Source organism: Rhizobium sp. Rhizsp42, from assembly GCF_047304155.1.
Lineage (GTDB): Bacteria > Pseudomonadota > Alphaproteobacteria > Rhizobiales > Rhizobiaceae > Rhizobium.
The window spans coordinates 275,550-296,656 of the sequence record NZ_JBGLYS010000001.1; the positions used below are offsets into that span (position 1 = coordinate 275,550).

Consider the following 21,107-nt stretch of genomic DNA (forward strand, 5'->3'; position numbering starts at 1 on the left):
AACGCAATTTTAGCGTTTTATACTTTCAATCCATCCACAGATATAGTATATTCAGGATGCGAATCACCCCAAGGGAAAGGAGATTTTAATTGGGAAATTGGAGATACTTATCTCCGCAATGTCGCAACCGAGATTGAGCCCTCGGCTACGACATCTTGCGAACAACAGACTGGCATTCGCAGGGCAGCAGAACCGAAATCCTCTACCCGTTTTGCAAGAGCACTATGGAGGATTCGGTCTCCGCTGTCGAGGTCGCCAGTCATTATCCACAAACCGAAAAGGTCTGGAAAATGAGCAACAGGAAAACCTTCGACGTTGGACGCGACTCTCGATCGGGTCAGTTCATCACCGTCAAGGAAGCGACGACCCGCCCCGCATCGACAACTGTCGAGCGGATTCCGAAGTCCGGGTACGGCGATACGAAGGGCGAGCCCAGTCGCCGTAAGTAGGAAAGCGGGGCGTTGCTTGCGGCGCCCCGTCCTCGACCAAATCCATAGTGAGGTAATTTATTATGTCCGATGACATTGATGATCCCGGCTTCCGTGCAGCGTTGTCTGCTTTTGGGGGCATGGTCCAACGGCAGCGACAAGCTAGCCGCTGGACCTTCCTCGACATGCTCGAAAAAACGGGCATCGAAATCCACGCTTTGAGCGCGCTCGAGCAAGGAAAATCTGCACTCCCCGAGGCACAGATGGAACAGCTCTCCGAGTACTTCGGTCTAGGCCCGGACCTCTTCACCAAACTCCTCCGTAGCGAACGGATCAAGGCTGCGAACCAGGCAGCGGTCTCCACAGGTGCTCAGCACGACACCGTCGTCGACATCACGAGGTACAGAGAGTCATGGCAAGAGACTACTTTACGGCCAAGGGACTGACCACGCCGCAAATGATGGCTCAAGCCATTAAGTATCGTCACGAGTTCGACATGCAGCATGTCGAACTCGTGGACATCGTCTCCATTCTCGAATTCAAGCTTGTCGAACTGTATCCGAATTTTAAGCTAGCGATCGAGCGTGATTCCGAGATGAAGGAGGATGCGCTCGCGGAACCCCACAACGACAGGATCACTGTGAAGGAGTCCGTCTACGTTGCCGCCTGCAGCGGCAACGCCGAGGCTAGGCTAGTCCTCGCGCACGAGCTCGGGCACTTCCTTCTTCATCGCGAGAAGGACGTTCCGATGCACAAGGATCAAGCTGGAGCGGTGCAGCCGATCCGCAACATGATGGCGACCGAGAGCATCGAAGACCAAGCGGACATGTTCGCCCGACACTTTCTTGCTCCCCCTCACCTGGCCTACGAGTACCGGAGCGACCCGGAGACACTTGCCATCGCGACCGGCGTCCCGCTGCGAATCTGCAAGGGCAACATCACGATGTCAAAATGGCCAGAGGTTTACGCGATCCGATCTAAGCAAGGAGCGCGATAACCCAGGAGAACGACTTTCGAGTATCCGAGTTCAGTTATCGATCTGCCCGATGCGCTGCATCAGTTTGACAACTCTCCCAGTTGTCTCATCACGAGGTCATAGCATGTCAGTTCCGAAATTTGGTTTTTCAGCATTTCTCAAAGTCATCAACGCCAATCCTCGTCCCCAGCGAACGAGCGTCCGCAAGCGCTGCGGCCCGAGTACCGGCGGATACGACTTCCACAAGAGCCTGCGTCATCGCGTCCAGCAAGTGTCATTTAATGGCCTTTCCAGGGAGGCCGTGCTTGCCTCGACGCATCAGATTTCGCAAGAGCCGGAGCGGAAGTCGGCGCGACACGCTCTGTAGCAGTTTTTCAAATGGAAGGACGAGCACCCTGGAATATTCGAGACGGCGGCGCCCTTCACTTTTCCAAGTCCGGCTGGCCTTTACAAGGTGGAGTTCACTCCGGATTTTCTCCTTGAGATCGGTGGCCGGCGGACCGCGGTCCACCTGTGGAACACGAAGGATCCTCTCGACGCCCGATTGGTAAGAGCAGTGTTGAGCGCCGTGGCCGCGCGGTATCCGATCGACAACAGACCGGACGACTTCGCTGTCCTTTCTCTCAAGAACCGCATGCTCTACCGCTGGTCTGATGCTGATCGGGAAACGAGAGACCTAGGCGAGCGTCTCCTGGAGTTACTGGACATACAATTCGTAACCGCAAGGGCCGAACTCGGACTCCCAACCTCGCCGGATCTGGACGGCCCCACCACGAGACCATGATCGTGGAGTCGCCGACGCGTATGCCAGCGCCGACGACACCATCACACTGATTTGTTGAAGTTATAGATGGCCACGGCGTTTTCTCCTATTCGCATGCGAATGAAGCTTTCTATGCCATTTTGAGCGGACGTTGGTCCTCGTACAGCTAACTAAAAGGCCGTCCGCTTATCCAAGCGGGCGGCCTTTTCCGTTGGAGATAGAACGCAAATTACGAATGCGCATCCACACCCGTCGTGTGCAGTCTGTTCCTCACATGGTGAACGCCATCGACCGAGGAGGCGGCGAGTTCGACCTTGCGGGCGATGCCGATGGTTTCGACGGAGCCTTCGACAGTCACAACATGGCCGTCGGCGTGGACCTCGATGCTGTCGATATCGACTTCGGGAACGTTCTCGATGTTTTCGGTGACCCGCGCTTCGAGATCGTCGCTGTCATCGCGGTCGATCGTGTCGGCGCGCAGCGAATCCTTCAGCCGGTTCTCGTTGCCATCGCGGTCTATGCCGTCGATGCGGAAGCCTGGATTGTCGCTGCTGTCGAAATTGGTGGGCGTTTCACCATAGGCTCGCTTTTCAGGCGCTGCCGACGAGTTATCCGTTGTGTCCGCATAGGGCCAGCCGTCGTCGATATTGCGCTCTTCGAAATCGCGATAGTCCTCGCTGCGCGACAGCGGCTTCTTTCCATCATCGTTGATTGGCATCGATCTTCTCCTTCAGCGTGTTTTCAAACAACGCCCAAGGGACCAGATGGTTCGCCACTTATGTCTGGCATCTTACCGCCGACACAACCTACCTCGCGGCGAGGCGCCACCTTTGATTGCGGTCAGTTCGTGGAAACGCGCGGAGGAATAGCCTAGCCCTATTGTGTCAAAGCAAGGGAGGGAGACATGGCGAGTTGTAAGGCAAGCAATGGTGATACCTGGGAGATCTACCAAACGAATGGTCAGTGGCACTGGCGGCGCACGGCGCCAAACGGTCGGATCGTTGGCGCGTCGACAGAAGGCTATAACAATCGAAGCGACTGCATCGCCAATGCCCAGCGCAACGGCATGACCTGTAATCCGATCTGACGGTACTCAGCTTATACGGAATTCGATGAAGGGCGCGGCTGCGTCTTAAGGCGCGCGCCCTTTCTGTCGTTAGCGGACGGCCTTTTGCTCGACACCCGTGGCAGGTGCTGCCGACAACGGCACGTCATCGGCCACTTCCTGCGCGACGGCGGAGAGGTCGAGATTGCCCCAGATGGATTTTTCCTTGCTGCGATCGGTACGGCGGGAAGTCTTGATTTCAACAACGAACGGCTTCGATTGAGCGCGCATGTGATTCCTACTGAAAAGCGTTGAACGAATCCATCAACGCAGCGAGCCTATGAAGCGTTCCCTCGCTGCGCAAGCGCATTCGGCGCCGCATCCCCTGACCTCGGTAGCCATATACAGCCTCAAGTCAGCCACGGGCAAAATTCACGCTCATGACGCGAGCCGATGAGGGCGCTGCTACCGTTTTTTCGCCGCGACTGGCAGCCATGCAAAATTGTTTCAGGAAAATCCTTGAAGGAACAATCAATGTCGACTAGGTAGCACGTCGCCGAACGTAATGGCGTCCCAGCTCAGGCTTCGACGGCGTTCAATCGGCCACCTTTTCCTACTCGTGTAGAGGCACCGGCGGCGGCCCCAGGTCGCTTATCGATCGTTTGATCGGCAGCCGGTTTGCAAACAAAATATCAGCGTGCGGATGGCACCTGGACAGCGGAACGGCCGATCAACATCGCTCGCTTCGACGGCTAGGGAGTCGCTGACGCCAAGGAATGAAAAAGACTGCGAATGACCATTAAAGAGCGTTTTCTGAAACAGCAGCATGCCTGGATGATCGGCGCATGCTACTCCCGCAAACACCCCGATTTTCATCGCTACGGCGGCGTCGATGTCGCCGTTTCTCCCCGCTGGAAAGAGTGTCTCGACACGTTCATGAACGACATGATCGACACCCTGCCCCGCAGCCTGTCCGAGCGCCGCCTGGCGCTGCGCAATCCGCGCCGGCCGTTCGAGCCCGGCAATGTCGAATGGATCTTCGTCAGCAAGCATCGCGGCCTTCGCGCGCCTGACGGCACCCGGCCCGAACTGCCCGAGGCGCGTCTGCGCCGCGCTTAAACGCTTCCACGCGATTGATTATCGCCGGCTGGCGGGGTTTTGTTGCCCTTCCAGCCGGCGAATTTGTTTTGGGCGCGTGTTAACGCCTGCCGCGCAGGCTCTTGGTCAGCACGATCAGAATGAGGCCGACGGCAACCGCAAGCGCGCCCCAATAAATCCAGGGCGTCTGGTCGATCATGAAGCTTTCGGCCGGATACGGAAAATAGCCGCTGCCCTGCCCCATCCAGATCAGACCGGCCAGGACCAGCAAGCCTTCAAGAGCGTAGACCAGCTTCACCATCACATCTTCCTCCACGGCGCACTGTTCATGCCAGAGCGCGAGCCTCACGATTTCGGGAAATCGGCGCCGAGGCTGGTATCCTTCCATTCCTCGATCAGCGCCAGTCGCTCCCTCAGCTTGGCCGTGACCGCGCCATAGCCGAATTCGCCAAGCACCAGGTGGCGTGGCGCTTCTTCGACCTCGGTGATCTTGATGATCGCTTCGCCGGCGCGCACGGGATCGCCCGGCTGCTGGCCGCTGTAACCGGCCGTCTGACGCATGCGGGCGGCAGCGGTTTCCGCGTAATCGGCGATCTTGCTCTCGGTCTGCCGCAGCGAACGGCCGGCCCAATCGGTGCGGAACGGACCGGGCTCGACGCAGGTGACCTTGATGCCGAGCGGCGCGCCTTCGGCGGCAAGCGCGTCCGACATACCCTCAACCGCATGCTTGCTCGCCGCATAGTAACCGGATCCAGGAAAGCCGATGAAGCCGGCCACCGAGGTAATGTTGATCACATGGCCGCGTCTGCGCGTGCGCATGCCGGGCAGAACGGCGCGGGTCATCGCGAAGAGGCCGAAGACATTGGCCTCGAACTGATCGCGGATCTCACTGTCGCTGCCTTCCTCTATCGGCGATTGATAGCCATAGCCGGCATTGTTCACGAGAACATCAATCCGTCCGAAGCGCTCCTCGGCGGCCTTCACGGCGGCGGTGATCTGGGAAGCATCGGTCACGTCGAGATCGACGGCAAGCGCATCGTCCTCATGACCGGTCACGAGATCGGCGACGCGAGCCTTGTCGCGGGCGCTGACAACAGTCGGCCAGCCGCGGGCTATGGTCAGTTTCGCCAGTTCGCGGCCAAAGCCTGTCGAGCAACCGGTGATGAACCAGACGGGATTCTTATCTTGAGACATGGTGTTTTCCTGAAATGTTCGTCTGAAATCGAAAGCGCCCTCGGATGTATTCCGGGGCGTCTTGGGGGGCACCTTTTGATCTAGGGTCGTCCGACTGATTTTTCCAGAATTGGCGGGACGTTGCGGCCAATAGACGCAAAAAGGCCGCGTGCTCGCTGGAGCACGCGGCCGGATCGAACCAGGTTTTTCTTTCGGCTTACTGCAGCGTCCGCGGCGGCAGGCCCTGAACCAGGGGCGCGCCAGGCTGGACCGGTGCGACGCCAGCACCCGCGCCATCGAGGCCGGTGGCGACGACCGAGACGCGGAACTTGCCATCCAGATTGCGGTCGAAGATCGCGCCGACGACGATATCGGCATCGTCCTGCACTTCGTCGCGGATGCGGCTTGCGGCTTCATCCACCTCGAACAGCGTCATGTCGGAACCGCCGGAGATCGAGATCAGCACGCCCTTGGCGCCGCGCATCGAGATGTCGTCGAGCAGCGGGTTCGCGATCGCGGCTTCCGCAGCCTTCATAGCGCGCTCTTCGCCCGATGCTTCGCCGGTGCCCATCATGGCGCGGCCCATGCCACGCATGACCGACTTCACGTCGGCGAAATCGAGGTTGATGAGGCCTTCCTTGACGATCAGGTCGGTAATGCAGCCGACGCCGGCAAACAGCACGCGGTCGGCGGTCATGAAGGCGTCGGCGAAGGTGGTCTTCGCGTCGGCGATGCGGAACAGGTTCTGGTTCGGGATGACGATCACGGTATCGGCAGCCTGGCGCAGCGCCTCGATGCCGGCTTCGGCCGTCTTCATGCGGCGGTTGCCTTCGAAGGTGAAGGGCTTGGTGACGACGCCGACGGTCAGGATGCCGGCGTTGCGGGCCGCCTGCGCGATCACAGGTGCTGCCCCCGTACCGGTGCCGCCGCCCATGCCGGCGGTGACGAAGCACATGTGCGAGCCGGCGAGGTGATCCATGATCTCGTCGATCGATTCTTCAGCGGCAGCGCGGCCGATCTCGGGCAGCGAACCGGCGCCGAGGCCTTCAGTCACATGTGCGCCGAGCTGGATGCGGCGCGAGGCCTTCGACGTGGCAAGCACCTGCGCATCGGTGTTTGCGGCAATGAATTCAACACCTTCGAGGCTTTCCGCGATCATGTTGTTGATGGCGTTTCCGCCACCACCACCAACGCCGATCACCGAAATTCTTGGCCGCATCTCGGAAATCCCGGGCTTGGCGTTCGTCATCGCAATCTCCTTCGTGCGCATTCTTTCGTGGGCTCCACCGCTTTATCGGGACCCGAATCGCGCATCAGCCTATGGGCGCAAGAAGGCAGAGGCGGGGCGAAAGAACAAGATGCAGGCTTTTCTAAAATTTATCCGGAACCTTTTTTGAGGTTGGCGCATTAGGTCGATTCAAGCCAGTCAAAATTGAAAGTCCGCCTGCCCAAAAAGAGAGGAGTACCGCGCAGATGCCTATGCTCGCTTCCAGCCAGTCGATAGCCCCTCCGAAAGACCATGTCGTGACCGCTCAGGAAGCGCTGGAGCCGCTCTTCCTGCAGATCGAGGCCGAGGCGGAGTTGCGGATGATTTCCGCTGCTCTAAAGGCCGGCTGGTCCGCAGAGGACGCGGTGAGCGCGATCGACGAATTGCGTCGCAGCGAGTTGCTGCCGGGCGATCGCTGAACACCGAAAAATCATTCGCCTTCGAGGCCGGATGGCCTATCTCTACGCGGTCAAGTGATTGCGGAGATAGGATTTCATGACCATCAAGACCATCTGCATTTTTGGCGCCGGTGCGCTGGGCGGGATGATCGCCACCAAGATCGCGGCGTTGCTTGGAAGCGACGTCACGGTGTCGGTCATCGCGCGCGGAGCGCATCTCGATGCCATCCGCCGTAACGGTCTGACGCTGCATGAAGCGGGCGCCGAGACGCCGATCAACGTGAAGGTAATGGCCACGGACAATCCGGCCGATCTTCCGCCGCAGGATCTGGTCATTACCGGTCTCAAGGGACATCAGCTCAGCGCCGCCGCCGAGGGCATGGCAAAGCTGTTGAAAGCCGATACGCGCGTCTTGATGATCCTCAACGGCATTCCGTGGTGGTATTTCCACCGCGACGACCATCCCGAATTCGCCGAACTGCAATTCGAGGAACTCGATGAAGGCGGTGCGCTCTGGAGACTTGTCGGCCCGCACCGGGTCATCGGCTGCGTGGCGCACCAGGGCGCGGAAGTGAGTGAACCCGGTCATGTCAAGCTCAGCAACAAGGGCCGTTTCATCCTGGGCGAGCCCTCGGGCGAGATCACGGCTGATCTTGAGGCCATCCAGGCTCTGCTGCAGAAGGCCGATCTCAACATCACGCTGTCACCGGAGATCCGCAACGATATCTGGAGCAAGCTGATGGGCAATGCTTCGTTCAATCCGATCAGCGCGCTGACGCGTTCCACCATGTCCGACCTCATGGCCGACGTCGCCGTCAGCGACCAGATCGGCAAGGTGATGAAGGAGGTCAAGGCGGTTGGCGAGGCGCTTGGGGCCAATGTCGGCATGTCGGTGGAAGAACGCCTTGAGCAGGCCAGCCAGATCGGCCCTGTCCGCACCTCGATGCTGCAGGACCTGCTTGCTGGAAAGGCGCTTGAGATCACGCCGCTGGTCGGCATGGTCGTTGCGCTCGGCAGGCTCGCTTCGGTGCCGACGCCGGTTTCGGAAACCTTGCTGGCGATGGTTTCGCAGCTCGATCGCGAGAACTGCAAGCCGGCCTGAATGGCCGGCATCCCGTCACAATCTTCTTTCAAGGCGCTCAGAAAATGAGTCCGCAAACGCTTGCAGCGCCTTGAAATCGTCTCGCTTTACTTGAGCCAGCCAGCCATGCGCTCGACCGCTTCGGCGATCTCGGCTTCGGAGCCGGCGTAGGACATGCGCATGGCACGGTGTCCTTCCAGCGGATCGAAATCGAGGCCCGGTGTCGCGGCGACATCGATCTCCGCCAGCATCCGTTTGGCGAATTCCATGCTGTCGTTGGTGAAGCGCGTCACATCGACATAAGCGTAGAAAGCGCCATCCATCGGCGAAGCGATCGTAAGGCCCATTTCCGGCAGACGCCGCATCAGGAAGTCACGGTTGGCTGCGTAGCTTGCCTTGTAGACGTCGAGCTCGGCGGAAGCGCCAAGCGCAGCAGTGGCGGCGATCTGCGATAGCTCTGGTGCCGAGATGTAGAGGCTTTGGGCAACTCGCTCGATCGGGCGCACGAGGCGATCAGGCAGCACCATCCAGCCGATGCGCCAGCCGGTCATGCAATAATATTTCGAGAACGAATTGATGACGATTGCTTCGTCGGTCAATTCGAGCGCGCTCGTCTCCTCGCCGGCGAAGGTGAGGCCGTGATAGATTTCGTCGGAAATGAAGGCGATCGAATTGGCCGAGCAATAGTCTGCCAGTTCGGCAAGCGCCTTGCGGCCCGTTACGGTGCCGGTCGGGTTTGCCGGGCTTGCAAGGAGAACGCCCTTCAGCCGGATGCCGCTTTCCTTCTGGGCTGCCTCGATGCTTTCGGGCGTCAGCGTGAAATGCGTTTCGGCGGTGACGGGCACTTCGATGACCCGCAGGCCGAGCGCGCCCAGGATGTTGCGGTATGCGGGATAGCCGGGCCTGGCGATCGCCACCGCATCACCGGCGTCGAAGAGCGACAGGAATGCGAGATTGAAGCCGGCAGACGAGCCTGTCGTGATCGCGATGCGCGCCGGATCAATGTCCAGCCCGTGCCGGGCGCGATAATGTGTTGCGAGAGCGTCCTTCAGACGCAGAATGCCGAGCGCGTCGGTGTAGCCGATCCTGCCATCATCGAGGGCTGCCTTTGCCGCGTCGAGTGCGGCGCGGGGTGCCGGATGCGAGGGTTGGCCAACGGCCATCGAGATCACCGGCCGGCCACTTGCGCGCCGCCGCGTCGCTTCCGCCAGAACATCCATTGCGTGAAACGGCTCGACTGCACTGCGTTTGGAAATGGAAAACAAGGGTTCTTCTCTTTCGGCTCGATTTGCGGCCCGACAAATGCCGCATTAGTGAGATCTTCACAATCCCGCGACCAGATTACGAACGCGAGAATTCCTGTTTCAATAGGCCGGGATGCGCCGTATTTTTGCTGCTTCGCATTGCGTTTCGATCATCGGACTGTGATACCCGAAGCATTGAACGACCGACATCACCTGCAAAGACGAGGATATCATGGCCATTCTCCCGAAAATCTTCACGGCGCTCGCGCTGACCGCCTCCGTAGCCTCCGCCCAACCGGCCGCAGCCCTCGACGACGCGCAGAAGAAGGAGTTCGGCGAGTTCATCAAGCAGTATCTGATCGAGAACCCGGAGATCATGCTTGATGTGCAGGAGGCGCTGCAGAAGAAGCAGGAGACCGCGCGCCTGGTGAAGGCCAATGCGACGATCTCGGAAAACAAGGCGACGATCTTCGATTCCAAATACGACATGACGATCGGCAACCCGAAGGGCGACGTCACGATCGTCGAGTTCTTCGACTACAATTGCGGTTACTGCCGCCACGCGCTGACCGACATGCAGACCATGCTGAAGAAGGACCCGAACGTCCGCTTCGTGCTCAAGGAATTCCCGATCCTCGGACCGGAATCGGTTGCCGCCCACAAGGTGTCCGATGCCTTCCGCAAGATCGCTCCGGAGAAGTACAGCAAGTTCCACGTAGCACTTCTCGGCAGCGATGGGCGCGCCGACGAGGCGAGCGCCATCGAAGCGGCCCAGTCTCTTGGCGTCAGCGAAAAGCAGATCCGGGCGGAGATGGCCAAAAGCCCGAGCGACGCTTCCGTGCAGGAGACTTACTCACTGGCGCAGAACCTCGGCATAACGGGCACGCCGTCCTATGTGATCGGCAACGAGCTGGTGCAGGGCGCGGTCGGCTATGACGACCTCGAGACCAAGGTCAAGAACATGCGGACCTGCGGCAAGACCAGCTGCTGAACCGGCCCCCATCAAATTGCCAAAATCCCGGTGCTTCAGCCATGTGGACAAAATGGCGCGATTCCTGATGCCTTGCCCAAAGGGCTTTCATTAAGCCTTTGGTGAGTCTATAGGTTGCCCTCGCACATTTGACGGAACACTCGATGACGCAAACCATTTTCGTCCTGAACGGGCCAAACCTGAACATGCTCGGCAAAAGAGAGCCCGGCATTTACGGCGGCAAGACGCTTGAGGACATCGAGGCGGACTGCAAGTCGGCCGGGCGAGAGCTTGGCGTCGATGTCGATTTCCGTCAAAGCAACCATGAAGGTCAGCTCGTCGACTGGCTGCACGAAGCCAGCGACAAGGCCATTGGCGTTGCGATCAACGCCGGCGCCTACACGCACACCTCGGTTGCGCTACATGATGCGATCCGCGCCATTTCCATTCCCGTTGTAGAGCTCCATATCTCCAACGTGCATGCGCGGGAAGAATTTCGCCACAAGTCGATGATCGCGCCCGCTGCAAAGGGTGTCATCGCCGGCTTCGGACCATATAGCTATATTCTGGCGCTCCACGCGCTAAAGAACGTCACCGCATAAAAAGACAGGGCAAAACTCATGGCTGAAAAAAAGAACGGTATCGACCAGGCACTGATCCGCGATCTCGCGAACATCCTCAACGACACGGATCTGACCGAGATTGAAGTCGAGCAGGACGATCTGCGTATCCGCGTTTCGCGCGCCGGCAACACCCAGTATATCCAGGCGCCAATGGCAGCGCCTGCTTACGCCGCCGCTCCGGCAGCGATTGCAGCTCCGGCTGCTGGCGCAGCGCCTGCCGCTTCCGCCGCACCGGCCCGCAACCCGGCCAACACGGTTTCCGCTCCGATGGTCGGCACCGCCTACATGGCACCGGCTCCGGGCGCGCGTGCATTCATCGAAGTTGGCGCGACGGTCAAGGAAGGCCAGACGCTGCTCATCATCGAAGCGATGAAGACGATGAACCAGATCCCAGCCCCGAAGTCGGGCAAGGTCGTTGAAATTCTTGTCGAGGACGGCACGCCCGTCGAATACGGCCAAGCTCTCGTGGTCGTCGAATAAGGCGAACGTCATGGTCTCGAAAATCCTCATCGCCAACCGCGGGGAAATCGCCCTTCGCGTGCTTCGCGCGTGTAAAGAGCTCGGTATTCCCTGCGTCGTCGTTCACTCGACCGCCGATGCCGACGCCATGCATGTGCGCCTGGCCGACGAAAGCGTCTGCATCGGCCCGCCGCCGTCGCGCGACAGCTATCTGAACATTCATCAGATCGTTGCTGCCTGCGAGATCACCGGCGCCGACGCTGTACACCCCGGCTACGGCTTCCTTTCGGAGAACGCCAAGTTCGCCGAAATCCTCGAAGCGCACGGCATCACCTTCATCGGCCCGACCGCGGAACACATCCGCATCATGGGAGACAAGATCACTGCCAAGACGACGGCGCAGGAACTCGGCATCCCCGTCGTTCCGGGTTCCGACGGCGAAGTGAAGACCGAGGAAGAGGCCATCAAGACGGCCGCTGAAATCGGTTATCCGGTGCTGATCAAGGCGACTGCCGGTGGTGGCGGACGCGGGATGAAGGTCGCCAAGAGCGCTGACGACGTGATTGAGGCGTGGTCGACGGCCCGGACCGAAGCGGCTGCCGCATTCGGCAACGAAGCCGTCTACATGGAAAAGTACCTCGGCAAGCCGCGGCACATCGAAATCCAGGTGTTCGGTGACGGTGAAGGCAATGCCATCCATCTCGGCGAACGCGACTGCTCGCTGCAGCGCCGCCACCAGAAGGTCTGGGAAGAAGCCAACTCGCCTGCCCTCAACGTCGAACAGCGCATGAAGATCGGCCAGGTCTGCGCCGACGCCATGAAGAAGCTGAAGTATCGCGGCGCCGGCACGATCGAGTTCCTCTACGAAAACGGCGAGTTCTATTTCATCGAAATGAACACCCGTCTTCAGGTCGAGCATCCGATCACCGAAGCGATCACCGGCATCGACCTGGTGCACGAACAGATCCGCGTCGCTTCCGGCGGCGGCCTGTCGGTCACACAGGATGAGATCCACTTCCATGGCCATGCCATCGAATGCCGTATCAACGCCGAGGACGCGCGCACCTTCGTGCCCTCGCCCGGCACGATCACGCATTTCCATGCACCTGGCGGTCTCGGCGTGCGCATCGATTCGGGCGTCTATCAGGGCTACAAGATCCCGCCCTACTACGACAGCCTGATCGGCAAGCTCATCGTGCACGGCCGCACCCGCGTCGAATGCATGATGCGTCTGCGTCGTGCGCTTGACGAGTTCGTGGTAGACGGCATCAAGACGACGCTGCCGCTCTTCCAGGATCTGGTCGACAACCAGGACATCGCCAACGGCGATTACGACATCCACTGGCTGGAAAATTATCTGGCCAGCAAGCCGGCTTAACCGCAATGGCAGGGTCGCGCAGGAAATCTCCAGGCATCACACCGGAAATTCTCCTGCGCGCCTATTCCATCGGGCTCTTCCCGATGGCAGAATCGGCTGACGATCCCGAGATCTTCTGGGTCGAGCCCGATCTTCGCGGCGTTCTGCCGCTCAATGATTTCCACGTTTCCAAAAGCCTCGCCAAAACCATTCGGCGCAAACCGTTCGAGATCCGCTTCGACCATGACTTCGAGGCCGTGATCGCGGCCTGCGCAGAGGAAACGTCGGGGCGCCCAAGCACCTGGATCAACCAGACGATCAGGTCGCTCTACTCATCGCTCTTTCGCATGGGACACGCCCATACCGTCGAAGCCTGGGATGGCGACCAGCTTGTGGGGGGGCTTTACGGCGTGTCGCTTGGTGCCGCCTTCTTCGGCGAGAGCATGTTCTCGCGGCGCACGGACGCCTCGAAGATCTGCCTCGTGCATCTGGTGGAGCGGCTGAAGGAGAACGGTTTCGTGTTGCTCGACACCCAGTTCACCACCGAACACCTGAAGACCTTCGGCGCCATCGACGTTCCGAAGGACGAGTACGAGCACATGCTCGCCACGGCGATGGATTCGCCGCATCTGCCTTTTGCACAATAAAATACACGTTCACGTTGACGTTACTCCCCAGTCGCCTATTGTCGCGCCTTTAACGGGAGTATTGTTCATGAAGTTGAAAATTGCCGCGCTAACGTCCCTCTTCGTCCTGGCAGCAACGCTGGCTCAGGCGAAACCATATCAGGAGATGTTTCCGGGTGCGGATCGTTTCGGAGATGCCGACAAAGCTATCCTGGAAAAGATCGACTTTCAGCAAGGCGCGATCAAGATTCCCGGCGCGAACGCCACCCTCAATATTCCCGAGGAATTCTACTATCTCAGCCCTGCGGACGCTCGCCGCGTGATCGTCGACATCTGGGGCAATCCGCCACAAGCGGGCGAAGGAACGATGGGGATGGTCTTCCCCGCCAAATACGCTCCGGTTGAGGGCGGATCATGGGGCTCCGTCGTCGAATACAGTGCTGACGGCTACGTCTCCGACGTGGATGCCGCTTCCACCGACTACGACGAACTGCTCCGCAGCATCAAGGACTCGATCGCGGAAACCAACCCGGAACGCGAGAAGCAGGGTTTCGAGAAGATCACGCTCGTCGGCTGGGCCTCACCCCCGCATTACGACCAATCCGCGCATGCGCTGCATTGGGCCCGTGATCTCATCTTCGGAGACGACATGAGTCAGCCGCACACGCTGAACTATTCCGTGCGCGTCTTTGGGCGCGAAGGCGTCTTCATGTTTAATTTCGTCGCGGGAATGGACCAGCTGAAGGAAATTCAGTCCGCCGTCCCCGACGTTCTGACCATGGTCAAATTCGACAGCGGCAAGACCTACAAAGACTATGAAAGCGGAGACAAGCTGGCGGCCTACGGCATGGCCGGCATGATCGCGGCCGGTGCCGGCGCGAAGGTCGCGGCCAAAGTCGGGCTGCTCGCAATGGCGGCCGTTTTCTTCAAGAAGGCCGGCGTGCTTGTTCTTGTCGCGGGAGCAGCGCTATTGCGGACCCTCAAGGGAATGTTTTCGCGCAAGAAACCCTCGGCATAATCGCAGAGGTTAGTTCGTCTTGGCGTCGGGCGCAGGCACGTCCGACGTCGCCTTGCAGTCCTTCAGCCAGACGTCATAGATCGGGTGCTCGACGGCGTTGAGGCCGGGGCTGTCGGCGAACATCCAGCCGGTGAAGATGCGGCGGATCTTGCGGTCCAGCGTGATCTCGTCGACTTCGACAAAGCCGTCGATCTTCTGCACTTCGCTCTGGTCACGCGAATAGCATGCCTTCGGCGTCACCTGCAGGGCGCCGAACTGCACCGTTTCATTCACATAGACGTCGAAGGTGGTGATGCGACCAGTGATCTTGTCGAGGCCGGAAAAGACGGCGACAGGATTGTCGATGCGGGCGGCGAGAACCGTCTGCGGCAGGAAGGACGAGCCAAGCGCCAGGGCAATGCCGGCGGCACGCAGGACGGGGTTCCGCGTGAGAAGCTTCATATCTTTCCGTCTCCACCGCATTTCAAAAATAGAAGGCCGCAGTGTCTGCGGCCATTCTGCGGGTATAGGTCAATTGTGGCCAAAAACCGGGCCGGACTGGCTGCGATCAGCTACCGGGCGTCCACGCATCGTAGTCGCCGGTCACGCGCGGACGTTCGCCGGCAACGGCGAGCGAGCCCGGCGGACGGTAGGCCTGCGGCGAACCGGTCGGGTTGGCGCGGTGTCCCTTCTGCCATTCCTTGGCGACATAGGTCTCCTTGGACGGCGGCACGTCGGTGCGGTAGTGCATCCAGCCGTGCCAGCCCGGCGGGATCGCCGAAGCGTCCGCGTAGCCCTTGTAGATCACCCAACGGCGCGGAAGGCCGAAGGAGGTGGTGCCGCCTTCGTAATAGACGTTGCCCAATTCATCTTCGCCGACGCGCTTGCCGAAACGCCAGGTCGCGAAGCGGGTACCGATCGTCTGACCGTTCCACCAGGTGAAGATTTGCAGGAGGAGAGTTTTCATGTCTTTTCCTTGTGCCTGCCTTGGGAGCAAGCGGGACCAGAATTCGATCCTTCGCTTATGCCGCCAGCAGCGCCTGTTGTCCAGTGATTCCGAAGGCAAAAGGGTTCATTTCAGCGCCATCTTGAAGCCGAGATGCGAGGCTTCGAAACCGAGCCGCTCATAGAAGCGATGGGCATCCTTGCGCTTGGCATTGGAGATGAGCTGCACGCGCGGCAAGCCACGCGCCCTCGCCGTTTCGATGCAGAATTCGATCATCCGGGCGCCGATGCCCCGGCCGCGCATGTCGCCGCGCGTCTGCACGGCCTCGATGATCATGAAGGACGTTCCGCGCCCGGTGAGCGTCGTGGTGATCGCGGTCTGGAAGGTACCAACGACTTCGCCGGCCAGTTCAGCCACGAACAGTGTCTGATCGGGAGAGGCCGCGATGGTCTCGAACGCGCGCTCGTAATCCGGCAGCGCGTCTTCGGAAACCGTATCGCCGTGCCCGCCGATATCATCGTCGGCGAACATGGCGATCAGTGCCTTCAGATCGTCCCGGCGGGCTTCGCGAATGATGATCTCTACGGCCATTTGAAACGTCTCAGTAGCTGGCGAGCGGTTTTTCGAGGATCAGCGCCGGTATTCCGGATTGGCCGGGGCCGTTGTTTTCGCTCTGGCCGACATCGGCAAAACCGAGCTGGTGGTAGAACGTGATCGCCGCCTCGTTGCGCGGCTCGACCTCGAGCCGCATGATCTCGGCTGCCGGAAAGCAGGTTTCGAGCTCGGCGAAAATATCGCGGCCGATGCCCTCGCGCTGCAGCGAGGGGCGCACGTAAAGCAGATGCAGCATGACCGTCTTGGTCATCTCGCCGGACATGGCGGCATAGCCGACGCCGCCGATTTCCTTGCCGTCATCGGCGACCAGGAATTCGGCGTTCTTGTTTGCCATGCGCGTCTTCAACGCCGCGGGCGAGAAGAGCGTGGAGACTAGTTCATCGACCTTCGGCGCGCCAAGCAGCGCGTCGTAGGTCGCATGGAAAGTTTCGACCAGGAGAGCGCGAACCTTGTCGAGATCGCGCTCGCTGGCGGTGCGGACGAAGTAGACCATTTTCTTCCTTCCGGCATCGGCTATCCGAAAACCGCTTCACACTTTTCGGCGATGCCGGATGACCTATTCCTCGACGATGCCGAGCTTGGCCTTGACCAGCGCCTGCACGGCCTGCGGGTTGGCCTTGCCGCCGGTCGACTTCATCACCTGGCCGACGAACCAGCCGGCGAGAGCGGGCTTGGCCTGCGCCTTGGCGACCTGATCCGGGTTGGCGGCGATGATCTCGTCCACGGCCTTCTCGATGGCGCCGGTGTCGGTGACCTGCTTCATGCCGCGGCTTTCGACGATCTCGGCCGGGTCGCCGCCTTCGGTCAGAACGATTTCGAACACGTCCTTGGCGATCTTGCCGGAGATGGTCTCGGCCTTGATGAGGTCGATGATCGAGCCGAGCTGAGCGGCGGAAACCGGAGTCGATTCAATATCCTTGCCGAGTTTGTTCAAGGCGCCCAAGAGGTCGTTGATGACCCAGTTGGCGGCCATCTTGCCATCACGACCCTCGGCAACGGCCTCGAAGTAATCGGCGATCGCCTTTTCCGACACGAGCACGGAGGCATCGTAGATGGATAGGCCGAGTTCGCGCACGAAGCGCTCCTTCTTGTCGTCGGGCAGTTCCGGCAGGTCGGCTGCGAGTGCTGCGACATAGGCGTCGTCGAATTCGAGCGGCAGCAGGTCTGGGTCGGGGAAGTAGCGATAATCGTGCGCGTCTTCCTTCGAGCGCATCGAGCGCGTCTCGCCCTTGCCGGCGTCGAACAGGCGGGTTTCCTGATCGATCACGCCGCCATCCTCGAGGATGGCGATCTGGCGGCGGGCTTCGTATTCGATCGCCTGGCCGATGAAGCGGATGGAGTTGACGTTCTTGATCTCGCAACGCGTGCCGAAGCCTTCGCCCGGACGGCGCACGGAGACGTTGACGTCGGCGCGCATGGATCCTTCGTCCATGTTCCCGTCGCAGGTGCCGAGGTAGCGCACGATCGAGCGCAGCTTGGTCATGTAGGCCTTGGCCTCATCCGAGGAACGCATGTCCGGCTTGGAGACGATTTCCATCAGGGCGACGCCCGAACGGTTGAGATCCACATAGGACATGGTGGCGTGCTGGTCGTGCAGCGACTTGCCGGCGTCCTGTTCCAGGTGCAGGCGCTCGATGCCGATCTCGATATCCTCGAACTGGCCCTGACGATCCGGACCGAGCGAGATCACGATCTGGCCCTCGCCGACGATCGGATCCTTGAACTGCGAGATCTGATAGCCCTGCGGCAGGTCGGGATAGAAGTAGTTCTTGCGGTCGAAAATCGAGCGCTTGTTGATCTGCGCCTTCAGGCCGAGTCCGGTGCGAACCGCCTGGGCGACGCATTCCTCGTTGATGACGGGCAGCATGCCGGGCATGGCGGCATCGACGAGCGAGACGTTGGAATTCTGCGGCTTGCCGAACTCGGTCGAGGCGCCGGAGAACAGCTTCGAATTGGACAGCACCTGCGCATGGACTTCCATGCCGATGATGACTTCCCAATCACCAGTGGCGCCGGGAATGAAGCGTTTCGGATCAGGCGTGCGAACGTCAACAAGGGTCATGGAAATGCTCTTTTGAGGCTATCTTATTCAACTGGTGAGGTAACGGAAATGACCTTCCGGTGCAAGGCTTTCGGCACGGTCTCAGCCATTGCAGGCCGCGCACTGGCCATTTTTCGGTTGTTAACCGGCCACCCTTAGAGTCCAGCAATGCTTCTCACCGATATCGCCAAAATCATCGGACTGTTCACAGCCTGGAACGGGCTGGTGTTTGCGATCTACTTCATCGACAAGCAGGCGGCGCGCTATGGCCAGTGGCGCATCAGCGAAAAGACACTTCTGACGCTTGCCTTCCTTGCCGGAAGCCCCGGCGCCGTGAGCGCACAACAGCTGCTGCGCCACAAGACCCGCAAGGAGCCGTTTCGCTCGGAGCTGATGGCGATCTGCGGCTTTCATCTGCTTGCCGTGGTCGCGCTCATCTCCGGCATCGCGGCAAGGATGCTTGGGCTGATCTAAAAGGCGCCGTAGGGACCATCGCCCGACGATGACACCGGCTTCGACAGCCCGACGGAAGGAACGTCCCTGTCGAGCTTGGGATTATAGGCGACCGACAGCCAGTGAATTGAATAGCCGTTCTTCTTGAAGAAGGTGATCGCCTCGTTGTTTTCGGCGTGCGTCTGCATCATCACGCTGTCGAGTCCCTGCTCCGCCACTTCCTTTTCGATCGACTGCAGCAGAGCCGAGCCAAGGCCATGGCCGGTGAACGACGGATCGATCCAGAAGTCGGAAATCGTCTCGTCGAGATTTTCACGGGCGGCCCATCCGGCCGTGTGGCCGTTCCATTCGATGACGGTGATGGTGAGCCAACGCGTCTCGGCGAAATTCATGAAGGCGCTGCGAGCAGCCGACGCCATCGCGTCCGCCTCGCCGATCGGCGCCATGGCCTTCTGCCAGGCGCGCAGCCCGATTTCGCTCAAAAACTCGGCTTCGCCCTCATGGGCATTGCGAATAGTGATCAATCAGAACCTCCGAAACACCGAGGAAAGTAAACCACCGAATCAGGCCACATCAAAGCCTTCCGTAACGTCAGGCGAAGCTTATCCCGCATTGCGAAAGAAGGAGCTCGCTTGGCGCCGACCTTGACGCCGACGGGGCCAAAGCCTATCAAATCCTCATGTTGAGCTCGCAATCAGAGACCCGGTAAAGGCCCTGCCCGCAAGTTTTCTTGCGCGCACGGGCCCGACGAGAACGAAGCCCTGACGTCCCATCCGGACGCCAGATCGTTTTTGTGCGCCTTAAACGGCGCGAGACCGGATCAACATCTCCATGGATATTTCACGCGCGGAACAGCGCATCTTGCACTTGCTGGCCCAAGGCGGCCGCATCGAAATCGAACGCGACGGCAGAAAGAAGATCGAGGCCGTCAACTGCCTCACCCGCGACGGCTGGCTTTACCCGGGCTTCGACCTTGAGCTCTTTCGAAAGCTCAAACGGCTGAAGGCGATCAGATCGCAGACCGGACAGCCGTATCTGATCACCGAACGCGGGCTGCGGCTGGTGCGCTCGCAATTGGACAACCGATAACAGGGAAACGGCGCCGCTCAGGTGGCGCCGTTTTGCCGCCTCAGCGTTGAAGCAGGCGATATTTCGAAAGCTGAAGACCTGTGTCGCTGTAGCCGACCGCTTCGCCAGCGCAGCTATCGTCGACCACGATATGGTTGCTCGTAGCGGCGTCCATGGTTGCAAGGCTGATCTTATGTCGACGCTCCAGATAGCCGTAAAGCGCCCAGTCCTCGGCCCCGGCGCCGCAGACGGCCACCGTACTTTCGCACGTTCCCGATGACGGGCAGACATGATCCGCGATGCGCGCGGCATTGGCGATCGTATCCGCATCCACCCCCGGCCGACCAATGTTGAAGCCGACGAGAATGGCACTCAGCGCAAGTGCGACAGCCAAGCCGATCGACAGCCGCCGATATGAGCGCGTGTTCATCGCCTGAAGCGCTCGGACAACGGCTGGTGCGCCCGCAATCGCAAAGGCAGATGCGAAATAGGCAAGCGAAGGATTGAAATAGAAGCTGGCGACGCGCGGGCTGACGAGCAAGGGAAGCGAGGCGGAGAAGCCAACGAGCGCGAGGAAGATCGCGGCCCTTCGTCGCGCCTGGCTTAAATCACGCGGCACTGCGGAGCGGCTTCCCCAACGGCGATCGCAGAGCAGGATAATCAGCGTGACGATCGCCGGATACGCATTGACGCGTATGAAAGCACGCACTGCGTTCCAGTTGCCGCCACCGCTGCCACGCTGACCGGTGAGGCTCGGCAGCAACTGTATCGAGAGATAGCGCTCGATCGCGTCCCGGGCGCCGTCCAACTGCCAGAGAGCTGCGAAAAATATGACGACCGTCGCTGTCATGACCAAGGTGTCAACAATGACGGAAACCAGGCTTCGACGACGAAATGCCAGCCACCATATTCCCGGTGTTGCAAGCGGGAACAGGCCGACCAATCCTTTGGTCATCAGCGCCAACGCCACCAATATTCCTGCCGCGATCATCAGGATCAAACGCGACATGACCTTCCCGCGATCTGCGCCATCATAAGCAACGATGACACAATAGATCGCCAGGGAGGTGAAAACGATCAGCAGGTTTTCGAGCATACCGTTGGTGAAGCCCCAGCTGACACGTCCTGCGCCAAGCGCCATGGCCAAAACCGTAGGGCCTGCCAAACGAAGCTCCGGATCGTTGCCGTGAAGCCTTTGCCAAATCTTCAGCAAAACGAAACCACTGGCGATGAGCGTCAGCAAGGAGAAGCATTTCTCGACCGCGATCGTGTCGCCGAACAGAAGAAAACCAATCGCCTCAAGCCACATCATCAAGGGCGGATGTTCAGAGAAGACCGGGAACAGGGTCTCCGAAAACTGCAGCCGCCACGGCGATCCAGCGCCTTCAGCCAGATTGCGCGCGATGCTTGCGTAGATCGCGCCATCAAAGAACATCGACTGATGCATGAGCTGACGCAGCACCAGCAGGCAGACGACGA

At 60.0% G+C, this 21,107-nt stretch carries 28 protein-coding genes; 15 read left to right on the plus strand and 13 right to left on the minus strand.

The window, feature by feature from the left end; genetic code table 11:
- Nucleotides 1-290: 290 nt before the first annotated feature.
- From ACCD05_RS01370 to ACCD05_RS01380, 3 genes are all read left to right on the plus strand, one after another.
- A complete protein-coding gene (locus tag ACCD05_RS01370; RefSeq protein ID WP_413390712.1) occupies nt 291-449 on the plus strand; it encodes a hypothetical protein in 159 nt (52 codons plus the stop codon).
- Between the two features lie 62 nt (nt 450-511).
- Complete coding sequence (locus ACCD05_RS01375) at nt 512-874, plus strand: hypothetical protein (RefSeq protein WP_413390714.1); 363 nt, start codon at nt 512-514, stop codon at nt 872-874.
- Entirely contained in the window at nt 841-1,425 is a 585-nt protein-coding gene (locus ACCD05_RS01380) for an ImmA/IrrE family metallo-endopeptidase (RefSeq protein WP_413390716.1), read from the plus strand. Before ACCD05_RS01375 ends, ACCD05_RS01380 begins: the two co-directional genes overlap by 34 nt.
- 971 nt (nt 1,426-2,396) lie before the next feature.
- On the opposite strand, the gene ACCD05_RS01385 is transcribed toward ACCD05_RS01380, so the two are convergent.
- Nucleotides 2,397-2,885 carry a BON domain-containing protein gene (locus ACCD05_RS01385; RefSeq protein WP_413390718.1) on the minus strand — a complete coding sequence of 163 codons (489 nt, stop codon included), beginning with the start codon at nt 2,883-2,885 and terminating at the stop codon, nt 2,397-2,399.
- 186 nt (nt 2,886-3,071) lie between these two features.
- Here ACCD05_RS01385 and ACCD05_RS01390 point away from each other — a divergent pair, with 186 nt between their 5' ends.
- Entirely contained in the window at nt 3,072-3,254 is a 183-nt protein-coding gene (locus tag ACCD05_RS01390; protein ID WP_413390720.1) for a YegP family protein, read from the plus strand.
- A gap of 69 nt (nt 3,255-3,323) precedes the next feature.
- On the opposite strand, the gene ACCD05_RS01395 is transcribed toward ACCD05_RS01390, so the two are convergent.
- The gene (locus ACCD05_RS01395; RefSeq protein WP_047510070.1) at nt 3,324-3,503 is read right to left on the minus strand and encodes a hypothetical protein; all 180 of its coding nucleotides are present in this window, start codon (nt 3,501-3,503) and stop codon (nt 3,324-3,326) included.
- 501 nt (nt 3,504-4,004) lie between these two features.
- Here ACCD05_RS01395 and ACCD05_RS01400 point away from each other — a divergent pair.
- Nucleotides 4,005-4,331: a hypothetical protein gene (locus tag ACCD05_RS01400; protein WP_018900140.1), complete on the plus strand. Its 327-nt coding sequence runs from the start codon at nt 4,005-4,007 to the stop codon at nt 4,329-4,331.
- A gap of 79 nt (nt 4,332-4,410) precedes the next feature.
- On the opposite strand, the gene ACCD05_RS01405 is transcribed toward ACCD05_RS01400, so the two are convergent.
- The 3 genes from ACCD05_RS01405 to ftsZ all read right to left on the minus strand — a co-directional run bounded on the left by ACCD05_RS01405 (nt 4,411) and on the right by ftsZ (nt 6,732).
- The gene (locus tag ACCD05_RS01405; protein ID WP_413390722.1) at nt 4,411-4,611 is read right to left on the minus strand and encodes a hypothetical protein; all 201 of its coding nucleotides are present in this window, start codon (nt 4,609-4,611) and stop codon (nt 4,411-4,413) included.
- Between the two features lie 44 nt (nt 4,612-4,655).
- Complete coding sequence (locus tag ACCD05_RS01410; protein ID WP_413390724.1) at nt 4,656-5,504, minus strand: oxidoreductase; 849 nt, start codon at nt 5,502-5,504, stop codon at nt 4,656-4,658.
- Between the two features lie 196 nt (nt 5,505-5,700).
- Nucleotides 5,701-6,732 carry a cell division protein FtsZ gene (gene ftsZ / locus ACCD05_RS01415; protein WP_413390726.1) on the minus strand — a complete coding sequence of 344 codons (1,032 nt, stop codon included), beginning with the start codon at nt 6,730-6,732 and terminating at the stop codon, nt 5,701-5,703.
- 224 nt (nt 6,733-6,956) lie between these two features.
- On the opposite strand from ftsZ, the gene ACCD05_RS01420 reads away from it, so the two are divergent.
- A complete protein-coding gene (locus tag ACCD05_RS01420; protein ID WP_026283302.1) occupies nt 6,957-7,169 on the plus strand; it encodes a hypothetical protein in 213 nt (70 codons plus the stop codon).
- 76 nt (nt 7,170-7,245) lie between these two features.
- Entirely contained in the window at nt 7,246-8,250 is a 1,005-nt protein-coding gene (locus ACCD05_RS01425; protein ID WP_413390729.1) for a ketopantoate reductase family protein, read from the plus strand.
- A gap of 86 nt (nt 8,251-8,336) precedes the next feature.
- On the opposite strand, the gene ACCD05_RS01430 is transcribed toward ACCD05_RS01425, so the two are convergent.
- Nucleotides 8,337-9,494, minus strand: coding sequence for a pyridoxal phosphate-dependent aminotransferase (locus tag ACCD05_RS01430; protein WP_413390731.1), 1,158 nt, complete (start codon nt 9,492-9,494; stop codon nt 8,337-8,339).
- 211 nt (nt 9,495-9,705) lie between these two features.
- On the opposite strand from ACCD05_RS01430, the gene ACCD05_RS01435 reads away from it, so the two are divergent.
- The 6 genes from ACCD05_RS01435 (at nt 9,706) to ACCD05_RS01460 (ending at nt 14,526) form a co-directional block, all read left to right on the plus strand.
- Nucleotides 9,706-10,464, plus strand: coding sequence for a DsbA family protein (locus ACCD05_RS01435; RefSeq protein ID WP_047510062.1), 759 nt, complete (start codon nt 9,706-9,708; stop codon nt 10,462-10,464).
- A 143-nt stretch (nt 10,465-10,607) separates the two neighbouring features.
- Nucleotides 10,608-11,045 carry a type II 3-dehydroquinate dehydratase gene (gene aroQ, locus ACCD05_RS01440; protein WP_413390733.1) on the plus strand — a complete coding sequence of 146 codons (438 nt, stop codon included), beginning with the start codon at nt 10,608-10,610 and terminating at the stop codon, nt 11,043-11,045.
- Between the two features lie 18 nt (nt 11,046-11,063).
- Nucleotides 11,064-11,546 (plus strand): acetyl-CoA carboxylase biotin carboxyl carrier protein, encoded by a 483-nt coding sequence (gene accB / locus ACCD05_RS01445; RefSeq protein WP_111561328.1) that lies wholly within the window; start codon nt 11,064-11,066, stop codon nt 11,544-11,546.
- 10 nt (nt 11,547-11,556) lie between these two features.
- Nucleotides 11,557-12,903, plus strand: a complete 1,347-nt coding sequence (gene accC, locus ACCD05_RS01450; protein WP_018900150.1) for an acetyl-CoA carboxylase biotin carboxylase subunit — start codon at nt 11,557-11,559, stop codon at nt 12,901-12,903.
- A gap of 5 nt (nt 12,904-12,908) precedes the next feature.
- Nucleotides 12,909-13,529: a leucyl/phenylalanyl-tRNA--protein transferase gene (aat, locus tag ACCD05_RS01455; protein ID WP_413390736.1), complete on the plus strand. Its 621-nt coding sequence runs from the start codon at nt 12,909-12,911 to the stop codon at nt 13,527-13,529.
- Between the two features lie 67 nt (nt 13,530-13,596).
- Nucleotides 13,597-14,526 carry a DUF2167 domain-containing protein gene (locus ACCD05_RS01460; RefSeq protein ID WP_413390738.1) on the plus strand — a complete coding sequence of 310 codons (930 nt, stop codon included), beginning with the start codon at nt 13,597-13,599 and terminating at the stop codon, nt 14,524-14,526.
- Between the two features lie 9 nt (nt 14,527-14,535).
- Here ACCD05_RS01460 and ACCD05_RS01465 read toward each other — a convergent pair whose 3' ends face one another.
- The 5 genes from ACCD05_RS01465 to gatB form a co-directional block, all read right to left on the minus strand.
- Nucleotides 14,536-14,967: a DUF2155 domain-containing protein gene (locus tag ACCD05_RS01465; RefSeq protein ID WP_113010746.1), complete on the minus strand. Its 432-nt coding sequence runs from the start codon at nt 14,965-14,967 to the stop codon at nt 14,536-14,538.
- 106 nt (nt 14,968-15,073) lie between these two features.
- Nucleotides 15,074-15,472 carry an NADH:ubiquinone oxidoreductase subunit NDUFA12 gene (locus ACCD05_RS01470; RefSeq protein WP_018900154.1) on the minus strand — a complete coding sequence of 133 codons (399 nt, stop codon included), beginning with the start codon at nt 15,470-15,472 and terminating at the stop codon, nt 15,074-15,076.
- Between the two features lie 105 nt (nt 15,473-15,577).
- Nucleotides 15,578-16,042, minus strand: coding sequence for an N-acetyltransferase family protein (locus ACCD05_RS01475; RefSeq protein ID WP_413390740.1), 465 nt, complete (start codon nt 16,040-16,042; stop codon nt 15,578-15,580).
- Nucleotides 16,043-16,052: 10 nt separating this feature from the next.
- Nucleotides 16,053-16,559 (minus strand): N-acetyltransferase family protein, encoded by a 507-nt coding sequence (locus tag ACCD05_RS01480; protein ID WP_413390742.1) that lies wholly within the window; start codon nt 16,557-16,559, stop codon nt 16,053-16,055.
- A 63-nt stretch (nt 16,560-16,622) separates the two neighbouring features.
- Entirely contained in the window at nt 16,623-18,128 is a 1,506-nt protein-coding gene (gene gatB / locus ACCD05_RS01485; RefSeq protein WP_413390744.1) for an Asp-tRNA(Asn)/Glu-tRNA(Gln) amidotransferase subunit GatB, read from the minus strand.
- 147 nt (nt 18,129-18,275) lie between these two features.
- Between gatB and ACCD05_RS01490 the strand changes: the two genes are divergently transcribed.
- The gene (locus ACCD05_RS01490; protein ID WP_413390746.1) at nt 18,276-18,581 is read left to right on the plus strand and encodes a DUF1294 domain-containing protein; all 306 of its coding nucleotides are present in this window, start codon (nt 18,276-18,278) and stop codon (nt 18,579-18,581) included.
- Here ACCD05_RS01490 and ACCD05_RS01495 read toward each other — a convergent pair.
- Nucleotides 18,578-19,084, minus strand: coding sequence for an N-acetyltransferase family protein (locus tag ACCD05_RS01495; protein ID WP_413390748.1), 507 nt, complete (start codon nt 19,082-19,084; stop codon nt 18,578-18,580). The two genes, ACCD05_RS01490 and ACCD05_RS01495, sit on opposite strands and share 4 nt — an antisense overlap.
- Before the next feature lie 307 nt (nt 19,085-19,391).
- Here ACCD05_RS01495 and ACCD05_RS01500 point away from each other — a divergent pair, with 307 nt between their 5' ends.
- Nucleotides 19,392-19,649 carry a YjhX family toxin gene (locus ACCD05_RS01500; RefSeq protein WP_413390750.1) on the plus strand — a complete coding sequence of 86 codons (258 nt, stop codon included), beginning with the start codon at nt 19,392-19,394 and terminating at the stop codon, nt 19,647-19,649.
- Between the two features lie 40 nt (nt 19,650-19,689).
- On the opposite strand, the gene ACCD05_RS01505 is transcribed toward ACCD05_RS01500, so the two are convergent.
- Nucleotides 19,690-21,075 carry an ArnT family glycosyltransferase gene (locus ACCD05_RS01505; protein WP_413390752.1) on the minus strand — a complete coding sequence of 462 codons (1,386 nt, stop codon included), beginning with the start codon at nt 21,073-21,075 and terminating at the stop codon, nt 19,690-19,692.
- Nucleotides 21,076-21,107 lie beyond the last annotated feature (32 nt).